16 protein-coding genes are annotated in these 18,128 nt (G+C 35.9%); 8 read left to right on the top strand and 8 right to left on the bottom strand.

Annotated elements, in window-relative coordinates; genetic code table 11:
• Positions 1-78 precede the first annotated feature (78 nt).
• Both SB679_RS17415 and SB679_RS17420 read left to right on the top strand, forming a co-directional pair.
• The gene (locus tag SB679_RS17415; RefSeq protein ID WP_410703542.1) at positions 79-1,458 is read left to right on the top strand and encodes an NADH-quinone oxidoreductase subunit N; all 1,380 of its coding nucleotides are present in this window, start codon (positions 79-81) and stop codon (positions 1,456-1,458) included.
• A gap of 287 nt (positions 1,459-1,745) precedes the next feature.
• Entirely contained in the window at positions 1,746-3,980 is a 2,235-nt protein-coding gene (locus SB679_RS17420) for a GAF domain-containing protein (protein ID WP_410703543.1), read from the top strand.
• Positions 3,981-4,149: 169 nt separating this feature from the next.
• On the opposite strand, the gene SB679_RS17425 is transcribed toward SB679_RS17420, so the two are convergent.
• Complete coding sequence (locus tag SB679_RS17425) at positions 4,150-5,346, bottom strand: Pycsar system effector family protein (protein ID WP_410703544.1); 1,197 nt, start codon at positions 5,344-5,346, stop codon at positions 4,150-4,152.
• Between the two features lie 38 nt (positions 5,347-5,384).
• On the opposite strand from SB679_RS17425, the gene SB679_RS17430 reads away from it, so the two are divergent.
• The gene (locus tag SB679_RS17430; RefSeq protein WP_410703545.1) at positions 5,385-9,089 is read left to right on the top strand and encodes a metallophosphoesterase; all 3,705 of its coding nucleotides are present in this window, start codon (positions 5,385-5,387) and stop codon (positions 9,087-9,089) included.
• A gap of 83 nt (positions 9,090-9,172) precedes the next feature.
• Here the strand turns inward: SB679_RS17430 and SB679_RS17435 are convergent, their stop codons facing one another.
• From SB679_RS17435 to ruvX, 5 genes are all read right to left on the bottom strand, one after another.
• The gene (locus tag SB679_RS17435; RefSeq protein ID WP_410703546.1) at positions 9,173-10,042 is read right to left on the bottom strand and encodes a hypothetical protein; all 870 of its coding nucleotides are present in this window, start codon (positions 10,040-10,042) and stop codon (positions 9,173-9,175) included.
• 85 nt (positions 10,043-10,127) lie between these two features.
• Positions 10,128-10,898 (bottom strand): nucleoside triphosphate pyrophosphohydrolase, encoded by a 771-nt coding sequence (gene mazG, locus SB679_RS17440; protein WP_410703547.1) that lies wholly within the window; start codon positions 10,896-10,898, stop codon positions 10,128-10,130.
• A gap of 191 nt (positions 10,899-11,089) precedes the next feature.
• Positions 11,090-11,647 (bottom strand): DUF5606 domain-containing protein, encoded by a 558-nt coding sequence (locus SB679_RS17445; RefSeq protein WP_410703548.1) that lies wholly within the window; start codon positions 11,645-11,647, stop codon positions 11,090-11,092.
• Positions 11,648-11,724: 77 nt separating this feature from the next.
• Positions 11,725-12,297, bottom strand: coding sequence for a peptide deformylase (def, locus tag SB679_RS17450; RefSeq protein WP_034712421.1), 573 nt, complete (start codon positions 12,295-12,297; stop codon positions 11,725-11,727).
• Positions 12,294-12,710: a Holliday junction resolvase RuvX gene (gene ruvX, locus SB679_RS17455; protein ID WP_410703549.1), complete on the bottom strand. Its 417-nt coding sequence runs from the start codon at positions 12,708-12,710 to the stop codon at positions 12,294-12,296. Before ruvX ends, def begins: the two co-directional genes overlap by 4 nt.
• Positions 12,711-12,825: 115 nt before the next feature.
• Here ruvX and SB679_RS17460 point away from each other — a divergent pair, with 115 nt between their 5' ends.
• Positions 12,826-13,302, top strand: a complete 477-nt coding sequence (locus SB679_RS17460; RefSeq protein ID WP_034712567.1) for a SixA phosphatase family protein — start codon at positions 12,826-12,828, stop codon at positions 13,300-13,302.
• A 186-nt stretch (positions 13,303-13,488) separates the two neighbouring features.
• Here SB679_RS17460 and SB679_RS17465 read toward each other — a convergent pair whose 3' ends face one another.
• Entirely contained in the window at positions 13,489-15,030 is a 1,542-nt protein-coding gene (locus tag SB679_RS17465) for a serine hydrolase (RefSeq protein ID WP_410703550.1), read from the bottom strand.
• A 246-nt stretch (positions 15,031-15,276) separates the two neighbouring features.
• On the opposite strand from SB679_RS17465, the gene SB679_RS17470 reads away from it, so the two are divergent.
• From SB679_RS17470 to SB679_RS17485, 4 genes are all read left to right on the top strand, one after another.
• Positions 15,277-15,774: a metallophosphoesterase family protein gene (locus SB679_RS17470; RefSeq protein ID WP_410703551.1), complete on the top strand. Its 498-nt coding sequence runs from the start codon at positions 15,277-15,279 to the stop codon at positions 15,772-15,774.
• Between the two features lie 39 nt (positions 15,775-15,813).
• Positions 15,814-16,308: a Smr/MutS family protein gene (locus SB679_RS17475; protein ID WP_410703552.1), complete on the top strand. Its 495-nt coding sequence runs from the start codon at positions 15,814-15,816 to the stop codon at positions 16,306-16,308.
• Positions 16,309-16,326: 18 nt separating this feature from the next.
• Positions 16,327-17,043, top strand: coding sequence for a DUF3822 family protein (locus SB679_RS17480; protein ID WP_410703553.1), 717 nt, complete (start codon positions 16,327-16,329; stop codon positions 17,041-17,043).
• Between the two features lie 76 nt (positions 17,044-17,119).
• Positions 17,120-17,695, top strand: a complete 576-nt coding sequence (locus SB679_RS17485; protein ID WP_410703554.1) for an RsmD family RNA methyltransferase — start codon at positions 17,120-17,122, stop codon at positions 17,693-17,695.
• On the opposite strand, the gene SB679_RS17490 is transcribed toward SB679_RS17485, so the two are convergent.
• Positions 17,696-18,052 (bottom strand): winged helix-turn-helix transcriptional regulator, encoded by a 357-nt coding sequence (locus SB679_RS17490; RefSeq protein WP_410703555.1) that lies wholly within the window; start codon positions 18,050-18,052, stop codon positions 17,696-17,698.
• Positions 18,053-18,128: the final 76 nt, after the last annotated feature.

The raw sequence follows: 18,128 nt of genomic DNA on the forward strand, positions 1-18,128 counted from the left end.
TAAAAATTAAGCGGTTAAGAAATTGAGAAATCAGAATTTCTGTCTCATCCCTCTTTTCCCGCATCTCAAATCTATATTATGAGTGTTTTAATTATTGTTTTCCTAACGGCAGTTGTTGCGTTATTTTCAGGAGTTTTTGAACAAGGGAAATTCGCAAGATACATTGGGATTTTTGGATTAATCATCGCATTATATGTAAGCTTCTTGCCGGAATGTACATTCTTCGAGCATTACAAAAATATGTATGAATATGGCCCTAATACTGCCCTATTTACAAAAATATCTATTGTAACTACCCTATTGCTTTTCTTCCTGGGAGGTTTTGCGTTCAGCAATCACAGAAGCCACCAGTCTGAATTGTATGCACTAATGCTTTTCGCACTTTGCGGAAGTATTACCCTTTTCGGATTCCAAAATATGGTGACCCTGTTTTTGGGTATAGAAATTCTTTCTATTCCACTGTACGTAATGGCAGGTGCCAACAAAACTGATCTAAGATCCAATGAAGCTTCTATCAAGTATTTCCTGATGGGTGCATTTGCTACAGGATTCCTTCTGTTTGGTATTGCATTTATTTATGGAAGTGTTGGAAGTTTTGATTTATATACCATTCAAAACTTTGGAGTGGCAAATGCTCACAATACCATGTTCATTTTAGGCGTTTTGCTTATTCTTTGTGCATTGGCATTCAAAGTGGCTTTAGCACCTTTCCATATGTGGAGTCCTGATGTATATTACGGAGCACCTTCATTGATTACGGCTTTCATGGCGAGTGTGGTAAAGATCTCAGGATTTTTTGCACTATTCAGATTAATGACTATCGGCTTTGCCGGAGTTACCCATGAATGGATCAATGTATTCGGAGTATTTGTGATCATTACGCTTTTACTGGCGAATGTTATGGGACTTGCTCAAACCAACGCAAAAAGAATGCTGGCATATTCATCAGTTTCTCACGCAGGATATATCGGATTGGTTTTCTTTGGAATGACGAATCTTTCCACTTATAATCTGGCCTTTTATCTCTTTGCCTATTCATTATCTACAGTTGGTGTATTTATGTGTCTGATCTGGGTAGAAAAACTAAAAAGAGAAACTTCGTTTGGAGCCTTTAAAGGATTGGCTAAATCTGAGCCTATATTGGCAACAGTAGCAGCCGTTTCGATGCTTTCAATGGCTGGAGTTCCACTAACAGCAGGTTTCATGGGTAAATTTGCTTTATTCTCTCAGGCGATGAACGGTGCGGCTTTCCTTGTATTGGTAGCTGTGTTAGGTTCTGCAATTTCTATCGCATACTATTTGAGGTTAATCATTGCGATGTTCTTCTTTAAAGAAACAACATTCAAGACTTCAGAAAAAGTAACGCTTACCTATAATATTGTTGCGGTATTTGTTATTGCATCTATTATTGTATTGGGAGTTTTCCCGGATCTGTTTGCAAAACAGTTCGGACTGTAAGAATTTAATTATAAATAATATATAAAGCACAACATTGATGTTGTGCTTTTTTGGTGGGTAATTTTTATAACTATCTTTTAGTATAATATAATATATGGTAAAAAAATAGTAATTATAATGCCCATCGAAATTCAATAATCTAACTGTTTTTTCACAGAATAAAAGTGATCTCAAAGCAGTGGAACACAACTTTTTTCATAACTTTACTTGAAATTTCAACATTGGCAAATCTTTATAAAAAAGACGCTCCATTTAAGGTTTATATATCATTCAAAAAATATTTGGATGTGCTTGAGCATATCCGTTATAACGACCGTTTAGAATACCGCGTCAACTATGCCCAGTCATTGATTGATAAAACTAAAAACTTTCAGGAACTCAAAGACGGCTTTCAGGATGTAGCATTACTGGAAAAACATGAAGACCTCATCAGGTTGCTTCTTGCCGATCTTTTCCCGACAGGTTTGACCAATAATGAAATAAAAGCAGCCAGCATTCCTCTATCCGATATCACCTTTAACTATACCGAAAGATTTAAAGATATCCTGAAAGATGCTGGTAAGGATTTTGAAATAGAGCTCAGAAATATTAATGATGATGAGTTTTATGTATTCTGCTGCTGTCTTATCTTACAAAGCTATTTCAAAAAAGACATCAAAAGTACCCTGCCCTTTTATTATGACATTCCAAACAAGCAGGGCATTATGAAGCATTATAAGATCACAGTCAATTCAGATTTCACAGAAGTATATCCCACAGAGCAGGCTAAAATTCCTTCTGACGACACCCTGAATATGCTGCTGGAGAATATTGATGATACCAATCTTTGGAAGAAATATTTCCCATCGCAATCCTGGATTCTTAAGGGATTTACTATTATTTCTCTGGTGGACTGTACCTCTGAAGTAGCACTCTCAGATCTTAAATCCAGTATGATCCAAATTGATCCGGAAAACCTGAATCCGGATGAGAATCTGATAGAAATTTTTAAATCTTATTTCGATGTTCCGGCACTGAACTTCGGATTAATGCTTTTCAATAAAAAAGATCAGAGACTTGAAAATGTTCCGATCTATGAAAACTTTTTCACCAATCATATTTTAGATTTCTGGATCAATACATTTGATGAAGAAACCCGAAAGAATACGTTTAATAATTTAAATCATAATTCCAGACCGATAGTTATTTCGAATGTTGAAAATATGGATGAAGAGACCCGAAAAATGCCTTCTTTCAATATTCTAAAGAACAATAACATCAACAGTTTCATGGTAATTCCTATCATGAAAGACAATGAATTGCTGGCCATCATGGAGTTCAGTTCACCCATTTCCAATAGTTTTAATGGTTTAAAGCTTAAAAAGATGGAGTTTTTCTCAGATATGATCCTCTTCTCACTGACGAGATTCAGCTTTGAAAAGAATTATCAGATAGAAGCCATTATCCAGCGTGAATATACTTCCATCCACGACAGCGTAGTCTGGAAATTCAGAAATGAAGCAGAGAGATATTTCAATGCTTCCCTGGCAAAAAAAATATACACACTAAAGCAGATTTCATTTAAAAACTTAACCCCTCTTTTTGGGTTTTCAGACATCCGTTCTTCTTCTGACAAGCGTTTTAACTTAATGCTTCAGGATCTCAATGAGCAGATTGCCAGTCTGTATGATATATTCAGCCTGATCAATTCTGATTCGGAAAAATATCTGTTGGCTTTAGAGATCTTCGAAAATGAACTGAATAAAGAAATCAAAGCAGATACTGAACAACGTTTCCAACGATTGCTGAGAGATGAAATTCATCCATTTTTACAGGGAAAACTGGAAGTACAATCGAGTGAAGAAGTAAAAGAAAAAATTAAAGATTACTTTTTACAATTATTTATTCAGACGGACTTATTCTATGCCAACCGGAAAAACCTGGACGATTCTATCACACTGGTGAACAGAAAGCTGGCAGATATGCTGGACGAAAGCCAGGTGAAGGCACAACAGATCTATCCACATTACTATGAACGATTCAAATCTGACGGAGTTGAACATAATTTATTCATCGGCCAGAATATTGCTCCGGATGTGCCCTATTCTTCCAAGGTAGCCAGTCAATTAAGATATTGGCAGCTGAAGACCATCTGTAAAATGGAAAGTGAATTTCAGGATTTTAAAAAAGATCTTCCGATCTCTTTGGATATCGCTTCCCTCATCTTTGTTTATAATGAAAAAATAGACATCCGTTTTCGAATGGATGAGAAACGTTTTGATGTAGACGGTGCCTACAATTCTTACTATGAAATCGTCAAAAAACGATTGGACAAATCACATGTCAAAGATTCCAACGAAAGAATCACCTGTCCCGGAAAAATCACCATCGTCTATTTTGGAATGGAAAATCAGCGAGAATATCTGGAATATATCGCAAAACTTCAGAAAAAAGGAATTCTTCAGTCTGATGTAGAGTTTTTAAAGGTTGAAGACCTTCAGGGAATTACAGGATTACTTGCACTGAGGGTTTCTTTAGTGTAATATTAATCCACAAAAGAAAAATCCAACTCTCCTTGCGGAATTTCAGCCTGCCCGAAATAGAAAATTCAATAGCCAAAGTTATTTCCTATCAATATAAAATTGTAGGATTGAGGTGGATTTTATCACCGTAACTAATTCCTTTACAATGATTTTCTTTTTCTAACTAAAGTTAAAGGGTAAGAAAAGCATATCCAAAAGAAAGTACCGAAATAATAATTCCAGCCATAAAGATCTGATAGGTAATAGATAACAGTTTATATTTTCTGTCTAATACTTTTCCCAGGAAATAGAGATCTTTCACCATAGAATCATAAATATAATCTCTGTCTTTAATCAGGTCTTTCATCGCCTCATTATAATCTCCGAAAAGCATTTGGTTGAAATTTCCAAAAAACAGAAGATTCACCTTTCTGTCTGCAACATCCTGATTGGTAAATCTGGTCTTGGTAACATTAGGTTTTGTGGATAAAATTGCAAAAATAATCGTTAAAACACTAGACAGCAACAATATAAAACTTGGAATTACAAGATGTGCATTTTTTGGAGCATCCAATTTGGGAACCAACACGGAAAGACATACTGAAATAATAATGGCATTCACGGAAAGCAGGATATTCGCTTTACTGTCTGCAATATCACTCAATCTGGTGTGGTTATTCAATGTAATTCTGAACAAAGTATCTACACTTCGGTCAGATTTCGGTTCTTTAGGTTCCTTCTGCTCTTTAGACTCTTTTCCGTCTTTTTTATTTTCAGAAGGCGTTTTTTTATCTTCTTCCTTTTCCAGCTTCTTCTCTATTTTCTTAATATTTTTCTTTTTAAGAGGTTCCCAGTTTTCAATGGCATAATCGGTGTAATAATGATGCTTGTTTTTCAGCATATCCAGATTTCCGGCATTCCATTCATCATTGGAAAAACACCGTACATTGGTAAGTTCCCATTCTTTCCTCAAGGCATCAGAAATATCGTTGTAGTCGTGGCCTGCAAAGTGGCTACAATCCGCATCTTTTACGATTTTTTCTAAAAGGTTCTGGGGCTCGTAGGAAATTTTTGTAGCCAGGATCAATCGGGAAACGTCTTCTATATAAGATTCAGGATAATCTTCATTTTGTAGAAAATTTTTCAGAATTTCAACGCCTCTTTCTTCATGATTCTGGGCACATTCAATATATCCGGTATCATGAAACCAAAGAGCCAGTAAAACCTTCTCCTGATCTTCTTTGGAGACCGGTGTATTCCTCATAATTTCCTCAGCCTTATTGACTGTATACGTTGTATGAATAAAATTATGATAAAAGTATACAGAAGATAACTTATCTTTGAATAAGATTTCAACATAATCTTTGGCTTTGTGTAAAATGCTCATTCCTGAATTTTTGTTAATGTAAATTTATGAATTTATCCTTGAAAACTGATCTAAAAAAAATTTCGATTCTCCTTAAAGCAGCATTATCTGCCGGAGCTCTCTATTCCTGCGCAACATATAACGTAAAAAAGGGTAAAAACTTATTCGAAGTTAAAAATTCTGATATAAAATCCGGAAATGACTTTAAAATTTTTCTCGTAGGAGATGCCGGAAATGCAGATGAAGCCCAGGCAAAGCATACGCTGAATTATATTAAAAGTAAATTAGATTCTGCTGACGAAAACTCCATGCTTCTTTTTCTGGGCGATAATATTTATCCTTCAGGAATGCCGACGAAATCGGATAAAGAATATCCTTCCGCAAAAGAAAAACTGGAAAACCAGCTGGCCATTACTAAAAATTTCAAAGGGAAAACACTGGTTATCCCTGGAAATCATGATTGGTATTACGGATTGGATGGACTAAAGGCTCAGGAAAATTATGTTAAAGAATATCTAAACGATAAGAAAGCATTCTTACCCAAAAACTCTTGTCCTATTGATGATATCAATCTTACGAAAGACATTAAATTAATCGTTATAGATTCTGAATGGGCTTTGGTAAATTGGGACCAATATCCCGGAATCAATAAAAACTGTTCGATAAAAACCCGTGAAGATCTTTTTGAGGAATTTAAAGATCTTGTGAATAAAAATCAGGACAAAAGAATTATCGTTGCGCTTCATCATCCGATTATAAGCAGCGGGGTGCATGCAGGTTTTAATTCTGCAAAATCACATCTTTACCCTTTAAAAAGCAAAATTCCGGTTCCCGGTGTTGCAAGTCTTATCAATGTTTTGAGAAATTCTTCAGGCGCCAGCATGGAAGACATCAACAATCAACATTATGCAGATCTGGCCAACAGAATTAAAAGTATCGTTCAGGATAAAGACAATATTATTTTTGTTTCCGGACATGATCATAATCTGCAGTATCATGAAGAGAGAAATATCAGGCAGATCGTCAGCGGAGCAGGTTCTAAAACAGATCCGGCAACCATTGCAGAAAAAACTGATTTTTCTTACGGAGGCAGCGGATTTGCTGTGTTAAATTTAAGAAAAGACAAAAGCTCGGATATAGAATATTTTTCGACCAAGGATAACAAACTTGAAAAGCTCACCCATATTTCAGTGATCTCTAAACCTGATGTTTTCATCAATAATTTCCCGAATACCTTTCCAAGTACCTTCACTTCTACCGTTTACCCTGTAGAGCTTACTCAGAAAGGAAAAATCTACAGATGGCTTTGGGGGGAGCATTACCGAAAATATTACGGAATTCCTATTGAAGTTCAGACGGCTAATCTTTCGGAAATCAATGGCGGGTTTACTCCCTTCCGCGAAGGAGGCGGAAACCAATCCAACAGCCTTCGGCTTAAAGCTCAGGACGGACAGGAATTTGTAATGCGGGGCGTGAAAAAAAGTGCAGTTCGGTTTTTGAATAATATGGCTTTCAAAAAAAGCACATTCGGAAATGAACTGAACAATACTTTTCCGGAGAAGTTCCTGCTTGATTTCTATACAACCGATCATCCATTCACCCCATTTTCGGTCGGGAATATGGCTGATAAACTCAATATTTTCCATAGCAACCCTAAGTTATATTATATCCCTAAACAATATGCTTTGGGAGATTATAATCAAAGCTACGGTGATGAAATGTACATGATCGAAGAACGGTTTTCTTCTGATCCTAAAACACTGGAATCACTGGATCATGCAAAAGATATTCTTTCTACGGATGATGTTTTAAAGAATTTTACAAAAAATAATAAATATGCTGTAGATCAGGAATCCTATATCAGAGCCAGAATTTTTGATATGCTGATCGGTGACTGGGACAGACATTCTGACCAATGGAAATGGGCAGAATACAAAGACGGTGATAAAGTTGTTTATAAACCGATTCCCAGAGACAGAGACCAGGCTTTCAGTAAATATGATGGTGCTGCATTTAAGATTATCATGAATGTCCCGGCAATCCGCCATATGAAAACATTCAAAGATGACATTAAAAATGTAAAATGGATGAACATGGAACCTTATCCGCTGGACCTTGTATTTTTAAAAGGATCTACACAAGAAGAATGGATCGCCCAGGCGAAATATATCCAGGAGCATCTTACAGACCAGGATATTGATGAAGCTTTCAGCAATCTGCCTAAAGAGGTAAAAGATGAGACCATTACCGATATTCAAAGAAAGTTAAAATCCAGAAAGATAAAATTACAGGATTATGCATCCCGATATTATGATGTGCTGCAGGAAAAAGTTTCTCTGGCAGGGACAGTAAATCCGGATAAGTTTGTTATTATTAAAAAAGGGCATTCCGTTACAGTACAACAGTATGCATTAGATAAAAACAAAGAAAATCCGGAGCTGGTATTTGAAAAAACATATGATGACTCTAAAACCAAAGAACTTTGGATCTATGGGTTGGAAGATGATGATATTTATGAAGTTTCAGGAGATAGCAGACCTAAGATGAACATCAGATTGATCGGAGGCTACAACCATGATACATATACTGTTGCTGATGGAAAAAAAGTGAAGATTTATGATTTTAAATCTCAAAAAAACACGTACAATGCCGGTACAGCAGCAAAAAAGATTTCTGATGATTATGATATCAATACCTACAATTATAAACACCCGAAATACAACTTCTTTGCAGGATATCCCAATGCAGATTATAACCCTGATGACGGGGTGATATTGGGTGTTTTGGCCAATTATACGGTGAATAATTTCATCCGTGATCCTTATACCCAGAAGCACAGCCTGAAGGCTAACTTCTATACGGCGACTGGTGGATTTAGCCTGGTTTATAAAGGAATTTTCAAAAAAGCGATTTCAGGATGGGATTTCAATCTTGATGCAGCATATACTACTCCACATTTTTCACAAAACTTCTTCGGACTGTCTAACGAAAGTCCTTACGATAAAGAAAATACGGAACGGGAATATAACAGAGCCAGAATCTCAAAATTCAGTTTTGCGCCTTCTATTTCTAAAAAAAGCTGGCTGAATCTACAGCATCAGTTTCAACTGACTTTCGAGGATAATAAAATCCAAAGAAACGGCGATCGGTTTGTGGATCAGTCACCGGATGTAAGACCTGAGGTTTTTAAAAGCCAGCAGTTTGCAGGAGCAAATTATACTTTCAGCTTTAAAAATATGGATAACAAGGCTTTCCCAACGTTGGGGATGGAACTTCTAGTGAATGCGAACTGGAAAACGAATGTATCCAATTTCGATAAAAACTTTTTAGCGCTAAACGGAACCCTTACCATAGACCACAGAATTGACAAAAGAGGACTATTCGTTTTTGCCAACTCAAGTAATGGAATGTGGATCAACAATAATAATTTTGAATTCTATCAGGCGGCAGCTATCGGTGGCAACAACGGTATGAGAGCTTTTAGAAATGACCGCTTTTCAGGAAGGTCTTATTTTACAAATAATTCTGAAGTCCGTTGGGACTTCGGCAGAGTGCGGAACAATATCGTTCCTGCCAATATGGGAGTCCTGGTAGGATATGATTTCGGACGGGTCTGGAACAATGGTGAAGATTCTAAAAAATGGCACCAGTCTGTAGGAGCGGGATTCTGGCTAAGTATTGTAGATATGTTTTCAGCAAGGCTGAATTATTTCTATGGTTCTGATGGCGGAAGAATTTCAGCCGGCGTAGGTATGAATTTTTAAGATTGGTCGTGATGGTATTTACCTCACACCATAGTTCAAACATATAATAATCCCCACAAAAATTATTTTGTGGGGATTATATTTTAAAAGGAAAATTTATAAACGTTTCCGCCAGTTTCCTTATCTTTTTCATCGGCAATCAGCAGGGTTTTATCATCAAGAAAAACAATTCCTTCTTTTTGCGAGTTATGATGCAACGGGATCTTCTGAATTTTCACCTTGCTAAAATCATTAGCTGAAAATCCTGTAAGCACCTGGATATTTTTATGATTCAACAAAACAATACGATCTTTCGTACTGTTGATGGATGCGGACGTAATAGCAGCGTCGCTGTATTTGCCGTCAAGCTTTAATGTAGCGATCAATTTAGCTTCAAAATCTCCTTCTTTATTAGGAACCTGGAAAACCAGGAATGTCCCGTCAAATCCTTTGCTTCTGTTTTTGGTAAAGAGATAAAAATTCTCGTCCATTTCTATAAAGGCTTCACAGTCGTAGAGTAAGTTTGATTTTTTGGGAGGAAAATCAGTTTGTCCTTCATAATGAAACCTTGTAGTCTGCGTAACCTGTGTCGTGGTTTGAGAAGCATCTTTCAGATCTATTTTCAAAATAGCAAGATCCTTTCTCTCGTTGTCATTATTTCCAAAGTCACCGATATAGATATTTCCCGTAGTATCTGTAATAATTTCTTCCCAATCCGTATTTTCAGCATTTTCAACCAGAACATCAGCGATTAATTTTCCCTGACGATCGAGTCCATATACTCTGTTTTTGTTTCCCTGATCTTCTATCGTCCAGATTGTTTTCTTATCTTTTGACAAAGCAATTCCGGAAACTTCTTTCAGCTTTTTAGGAAGAGTAAACTCCACTTTGAGAGCTTCATCTTTAGCTGAATCCTGAGCTTTAGGATTGCAACTCCATAAAAAGAATGCGGATAAAATAACAGTGCGCAGCATATCTATATTTTTATTTTTTTAACTGAACATACGGGTATCGCATGTTTTCTCTAAGATATCAATAATGTATAAAGTTCTTTCTATACTAAGAAAGCAGCAGTTTAGCTTTTTCCCAAAGAACATCCATTTCTTCCAGTGATAAGTCTGCCAGCTTTACATTTTCTTCATCAGCCAGCTTTTCCATTTTCTGAAATCTTGTAATAAATTTTAAATTGGTTCTTTCTAACGCAGAATCAGGATTAATCCCGGAAATTCTGGCGTAATTAATCAACGAGAAAAATACATCACCTAATTCCTGTTCTTTTTTATCAAGATCGGTCTCTGCATGAAACTCTGCAATTTCCTCATCTACTTTTTTCCAGGCATCTTCTGCATCATGAAACTCAAAACCAATTCCTTTTACCTTATCCTGAATTCTGTATGCTTTCACCAGGCTTGGCAGGCTTTTAGGAACACCGCCTAAAATAGAAGTATTTCCCTCTTTCAGTTTTAATTTTTCCCAATTCTTTTTTACTTCCTCTTCATCTTTCACTTCCGTATCTCCGTAAATGTGCGGGTGACGGAAAATCAACTTCTCATTCAGGGAATTGATCACATCTGCAATATCAAAACTGTTTTTCTCAGAACCAATTTTAGCATAAAAAACCAGATGAAGAAGGACATCGCCTAATTCTTTTTTAATTTCCAGCAGATCATCTTTCAGAATAGCATCTGAAAGTTCATAGGTTTCCTCAAGAGTTAAATGTCGAAGCGACTGCAAGGTCTGCTTCTGATCCCAGGGACATTTTTCCCGCAGATCATCCATGATATCGAGCAGTCTTTCGAAGGCGTCTAGTTTTTCCTGTTTTGTATTCATAGGTATTGAGCGTTCAATGGGCACAAATTTAAGGTAATCTTTGTTAATTACTGTTCTTTTGTCCTGAAATCGAAGATTTGTGTCGTTGGGCAGAAGATTCAAAATACATAAGCGTTTTAATCTTCAGTAAAAACCAAAAACCTTGTCACTGAACGTGACAAGGCCTTTATTTTGAAATTCAGATGAATGAATTATCCTTTTTTAGTGTGAGTGCTTTTTGGAGCCCCTTTTGCTGCTGAAGTAGCTTTTACTTTCGGAGTTACCGGCTTTTCTGCTTTTGGAGCTACTTTTTTAGTTGCTTCTTTTTCAAGGCTCACTTCTTCATGTGCAGGATCCAATGTTTCAGGTTCTGCTTTTACGAAGCTTTCAGGAGTGATATACCCTGCTTTGTGCAAGATGTTATACCATTGAGCTAATTTTTTGATATCGGAAGCGTATACTCTTTCTGTATCGTAGTTAGGAAGAGAAGTACCCATAAAGTCTTTCAAATCAGACTCAGAAGATTTATGAGAAATCGTTTCCTTATAATCATGATTTTTAGCAATATTTTCAAAAACTTCGAACAAAGGCACTTCTTTATCAAAAGTAAACATTGCAATATTGTCTAACAAACTAACCTGGCTAGAATTTCCAATGCTTACTTTCTTTTTTGAAGTAACATCTTCAATAATAAACCCGTTTCTTAATTGAGAAACTAATTTGTAAAGTCCTGGTTTTCCAGAAATTGAAATTATTTTTTCTAACAACATAATTTTATTTTTTGTAAATTCAGCAATCCGCCTATTGCTTTTTGCCCTGTATTATTTTTTTACTTTAATGTTTATACTTATTTTGGAAATCTCATTTTATAATTGATGCTTACATCACCCTGAGAGATCTTTGTGAGTTTACCTTTTACAAGCTTCTTTTTCAATGCACTTAAATGGTCGGTAAACAAAACCCCTTCAATATGATCGTACTCATGCTGAATTACGCGGGCTCTAATATCGGAAAAAGTTTCTGTATGTTTTACAAAATTTTCGTCATAATATTCAATAAGGATCGTTCCTTTTCTCTTTACATCCTCTCTTACATCAGGAATAGAAAGGCATCCTTCATTGAATTTCCATTCTTCACCTGATTCTTCAAGAATCTGTGCATTGATGAAAACTTTTCTGAAGTCTTTCAGCTCATCCTTAATATCCTCATAATCTTCATCCTCTGCAAGAGGCGTCACATCGATTACAAACAGGCGGATATCAAGTCCAACCTGAGGTGCTGCCAGCCCAATACCGTTGGCGCTGTACATCGTATCAAACATGCTCTCTACAAGTTCTTGCAAATTGGGATAATCTTTGTCTATATCTTTGCCTACTTTTCTCAAAACAGGATCCCCAAAGGCTCTTATCGGTAAAATCATCTTGTTCTTTGTTCTAAAAAATTCTGCAATATGATGGTTGCACTTACTCTATCTATTAATCCCTTCTCTTGTCTCTTTTTTTTGCTTTTCCCACTTTGGGAAATAAAAAACGAGGCCATTTTGGAGGTAAATCTTTCGTCAAAACGGTGGACAGGAATATCAGAAAATTCTTTTGTAAATTCTTCAATAAATTTTAGAATATCCACTTCCACTTCGGAAATATTTCCCTTCAAATCTACAGGAAGTCCTATAACTACGCCGTCTACTTTATTCTCGCTGAAATATTTATTTAAAAATACCAGCAGCGATTTTGTTTCCACAGTATCAAGGCTGCTTGCAATAATTTGCATATCATCCGTTACAGCGATGCCACAACGAGCCTTTCCGTAGTCTATTGCGAGGATTTGTCCCATAAGTCTGCAAATTTAGTAAATTTTAATGATTTTATTCATAACGCAGTTTTTTTATGTAAATCATGTTTTATTCCATTATTTTTTTTATAATTTTAATCTTCCAAAAAACGAAAATATGAAGAAACTCATCCTCGTAAGACATGCAAAAAGCGACTGGCCTGAAGAAACGGAGGACTTTGACAGACCATTGGCAGACAAGGGTTTAAATGATGCCATGCATATGTCCAGGTTTATGAAAAGTAATAATATTTCGATTGATTATCTGGTCTCCAGTCCGGCAGTCCGGGCACTGCATACGTGCGAAGTTTTCAACCAGACGTATCAGCTTAATTGCATAACTGATGAGAAACTTTATAATCCATCGGAAAGAAATTTCGAATCGGTGATCTACAGTCTGGATGACAGCCATAATTCAGTTGCTATTTTCTCCCATAACAACGGAATTTCCAATTTTGCCAATTCTATCTCTGAGGATATCTTTCATTTCCCTACTTGCGGCGTGGCAGGTTTTGAGATCGATTGTGATTCATGGGCTGAATTTGATGGTGCCAGAAAAAAATTGTTATTCTTTTATGAACCGGGAAAAATTTAGGTTTGTTTCAAAGATCTCTCCTTCTCAAGTTAATTAAAATAAAAAGCTCCAACAGATGTTGAAGCTTTTGTTTTTTTGTTTGGCTAAAGCCATTTGATTTGATTTTTTATTCATTGAATGGGCTAAAGCCCATTTCTATTGAATATGATATCCTATGTTGTTAATACAGATTGGCTGGTCTACTCATTATTTTCTTTTCAGATCCAGATCATCAAAATCAAAGCTGAAATCAGTAACATCGGAAATGGCTTTCAATTTTGCTGATTCTGCTTTACCGTTTTCATCATAATTAAAAATAATATAGGCATCTGCATCATAGCTTCTGTCGTCCCATTTTATAATGAAAGAATTGTTTGAATAAGGAAGTAATTCTCCTTTTAATCTTGGAGAATTAGCACACGAAATTCTGTAGGTACTTCCCTGCTGAAAAATTTCTACATCTCCGAACCATACGTCATTGTATTTTCCTGTAAACTGTTCTGCTTTAGGCTGGCTGTTCTTTTCTTTTTTAAAGGCTTCAGATTTGGCGAATGATTCTTTCTTCTGCTTTTCATAGAATGCCTCGTTTTTAGTCATTCTCTCCCCGTAGGTTTTCAGCCAGTTTCTGTCTGCAATTCCCAAATAAGAATCTTTTACCGTATTGGTGATCGTATTAAAAGCCGCACCAGATTGCTGGTTCGTCAATACAACAATTCCTAATTTAAGATCTGGGATTAAGGTAAACTGGGTAACAGTTCCGATCAGTCCGCCTGTGTGCTGGATCTGTTTATGGCCTTTAACGTCACTTAGGAACCAGCCCATTCCATATCCGTAAAAACTTGTGTCATATGGATTTTTAGCCGCTATACCGCTAGGAATCTGTAAACTCCAAAGTTGCTGTACATTTTTATCTGAAACCAGTTTTTTACCGTCTTTTGTAGTAAAATTATTCATCAGAAATTCTGCCCAGGTAGTCATGTCTTTGATATTACTCATAATACCACCCGCTGCATTCGCAGTTTCATTCCAATCATGAGGAACGGCAACCGATTTTCCGTTTACGGGAGCATGAGCATCGATTTTATTGGTTATGGCTTTTGCTCTGTTGTAGCTTCCGAAACTGGAGGTCATTCCTACCGGCTTCATAATTCTCTGTTCTATAAATTCTGCCCAGCTTAATCCGGAAATTCTGTGGATAACTTCTCCGGCAACAATAAACATGATGTTATTATAATCCAATGTTGTTCTGAAAGGATTCTCCGGTTTCAGGTATCTTACATTGTGTACAATATCATTCACAGACAGATTTCCTCCTTCTGGAAAAAACATCAGATCACCCTGTCCCAATCCCAGTCCTGCTCTATGAGTCACCAGATCTTTAATGGTGACATTTTGCGACACATAAGGATCATACATCTGAAATTCAGGAATGTATTTAGACACTTTATCATCCCAGTTCAGTTTTCCTTCATCCGCTAAAATTGCTAATGCCGTACAGGTAAAACCTTTGGAATTGGAGGCAATACCTACCAAAGTGGTATCATCCATCGCCTGTTTAGTCGTTAAAGAACGGACTCCAAATCCTTTTGAATAGATCAGTTTACCGTCTTTGATTATTCCTACAGACATTCCGGGAACATCAAATGTTTTCAAAGTATTTTGGATGAGCTCATCGAGTTTCTTTTCTTCAACCTGTGCAAAAGAGACCAGGGAGAAAAGAATAAAGAACAAAGAAAAGGTTTGCCTCATTGTTTTTAAATTTTCTCAAAGGTAATCAATTCGGTATTTATTAAGTACATTTGAAATTCAACCTAACAACAAAAATTAAAGTGAAGACTATTTCTATCAGGCACAACCTGGAATATAAATACACATCCATCCGGCAGCATTTATCAGATCAATCTTTAAAATGTATTCATTCTTGAGGTTACTTTTTTATTTTTTAATTCCATGTAACAAAAAATAAATCTTTCTTAACTTTGCAAAAAAGTGCTGATGACTAAAATACTCCTTCTCTCCGACTCCCATTCTTATATAGATGACCGAATTTTGGAATATGCCCGACAGGCTGATGAAATCTGGCACGGTGGAGATTTTGGAAATATGGACGTCATTGAACAGCTTGAAAAAATCAAGCCTTTGAAGGGGGTATACGGAAATATTGATGAAGCCAAGATCCGTTCTGAATTCCCTGAAGTCAACCGTTTTTTTTGCGAAAATGTAGAAGTATTAATGATTCACATCGGGGGATATCCTGGAAAGTATTCTCCCTTAGCCAAAAAAGAAATAGAGGAAAAAGCTCCTGCTTTATTTATTTCAGGGCATTCTCACATTTTAAAAGCCATGTTTGACAAAAAGAATAATCTTCTCCACCTGAATCCCGGAGCCTGTGGAAAGCAGGGATGGCATACCACGAGAACCATGATGCGCTTTGTGATCGATGGTGAAGAAATAAAGGACCTGGAAATTATTGAACTGGGACCAAAGTCTTAATTATTAATCGTATTACAGCATATCTATACACTATATTACATGAAGATTGGAGATAAAGTTTCAGCATTGGATGAAGATTTAAGCGGAGTGGTGACTTCGGTTAACGGAAATATTGTGGTTTTCAAAGATGAATACGGATTCACCTATCAATATTCCAAAGAAAAGCTGGTTCCGAAAAATCCATCTTTGTATGAAAATATTCCTATTGTAAAAAAGGCTGAACCTCAAAAAAACACTTCGAAAAAGCATCAAAAGAACGGCCTTGTATTGGATCTTCATTTTCATAACTTAGTTAAAAACCCACAAGATTATGACAGCTATGAAAGACTTTTCCTTCAAAAAGAAAAGCTGATGGAAATTTTACAGTTTTGCAGAAAACATAACCTGAAACGTCTCGAGATTGTTCATGGGATCGGAGACGGCATCCTTCAGAAAATGGTGCTGGATGTATTGGAAAGCCAGAGAGGATTGGATTTTTATAACAAGGAAATACTTCACCATCAATCAGGTGCTGTTATGGTAGAATTTCACTAAATTTGCATTAATTGAAATATGAACGTACTTAATTTACTTTTTACCAAAGACGGATTAATCTACCAGATTGCTAAAAACAAAAGCATTTTGGAGGAAAAGTCTTATTTCGTTACCGAAGAAACTCCGGAAAATCTCATTGAAGAGAAGCTGGATGAAATTCTTATCAAGCAAAGGTTTGATGAAATCCAGGTGGTTTCAGCGCTGAATCATTTTACCTTAATGCCTGAAGGATTTTCCGGACATGAGGATGGATTCGAGCTGATCGCCTATAATGCTCCCGCCGATAAGGAAAAAGAAGAGCTTATGCTTTCTATAAACAAGAAGTTCAATGTTCAGTTTTATTATACGTTTCCTAAAAACTTTTACAAAAAAATAAAAGAACTGGCTATTCCGGTGCATTTTAATTTTTCGGGAGAGAAATTTTTAAACTCAATCAACAATAAAAGCAATAAGGAAATTCATATCAATCTGTATCATAATCAGTGTGAATTTTTCGCCATTGATAACAAAAAAGTAATCTTATACAACAATCTGGATGTGAATTCAGAAGTTGATTTTCTTTATTTCGTTATGTTTACGTTAAGCAAAATAGGTTTTGGAATCAACGAAACCAACTTCTATGCTTATGGAGAAACTACAGAAAATGAAACTTTTCTCTCTGAACTCCAGAAATTCGTAAAGAATCTCAAAATTATATTTGATAATATCCCTAATAAGAATTTTATTTTGAATTAAGGTCTAAAGAATATTAGAATAAGGACTTGTTTTGTTCCTTTTCTGATTCTTTTACTCAACCTAAACCCTAAAAATAATGTATAGAATAATCGCAGGCAGATGGAAAGCCAAAAAAATAGCCGCTCCGAAAAATTTTGATGTAAGGCCAACTACTGATTTTGCAAAAGAAGCTTTGTTCAGCATTTTGGAAAATAAATATGATATGCAGTCGATAGCTGCTTTGGATCTTTTCGCCGGAATCGGGTCTATTTCTTTAGAATTTGCTTCAAGAGGGTGTAAGGATGTAACTTCCGTAGAAATGAATCCTAAGCATACCAGTTTTATCAACTCTACGGCTTCTGAGCTGGACATGAGTCTGCAGGTGAATGTACAAAGAGGTGATGTCTTCGACTGGCTGAAAAAATTCAGAAACAGAAAATCTTTTGAAATTGTTTTTTCTGATGCTCCTTTCGAGATGGAAGAGAAAAAATACTACGAATTAATTTCTCTGGTCCTTAATAATAAATACCTGAAAGAAAACGGAGTTCTTATCATCGAGCATCAAAGCAGAATGAAATTTGAACATCCTAATTATGTGGAGACAAGGAAATACGGAAACATAGGTTTCAGTTTCTTTGATCCTAATAAGGAAGAGAATACAACTATAGAATAATCAGGAAACTTTTTTCCTGATTATTTTTTTTGAGCTTTCAGAAGCTTCAATTCCCCATTTCGTAATTGCATGTAAAACAGGCAGTAATGTTTTTCCAAAATCCGTTAAGGAATATTCTACCATCAACGGTGGCTTTTGCGTGTAAACCTTTCTGTTGATAATCCCGTCTTCCTCCAGTTGTTTTAATTGAAGGCTTAACGTTCTTTCTGTGATGGTTGGGATTAATTTTCTTATTTCATTATATCTTTTGGGTTCATCCAGCAAATAAAACAAAATAACCGCTTTCCATTTTCCTCCTATAAATTTCATGGTCACACTGGTGCAGCATGGGTAATCTTTGTTATCTATTGTATACATTTTATACTATCCTTTTTTACCGTTATTGCAAAGTTACTAAACTTAAATTAATTTTGTAACTATAAAAAATATAGTA

Origin of the sequence: Chryseobacterium sp. SIMBA_029 (assembly GCF_046535275.1) — a bacterium.
GTDB lineage: Bacteria > Bacteroidota > Bacteroidia > Flavobacteriales > Weeksellaceae > Chryseobacterium.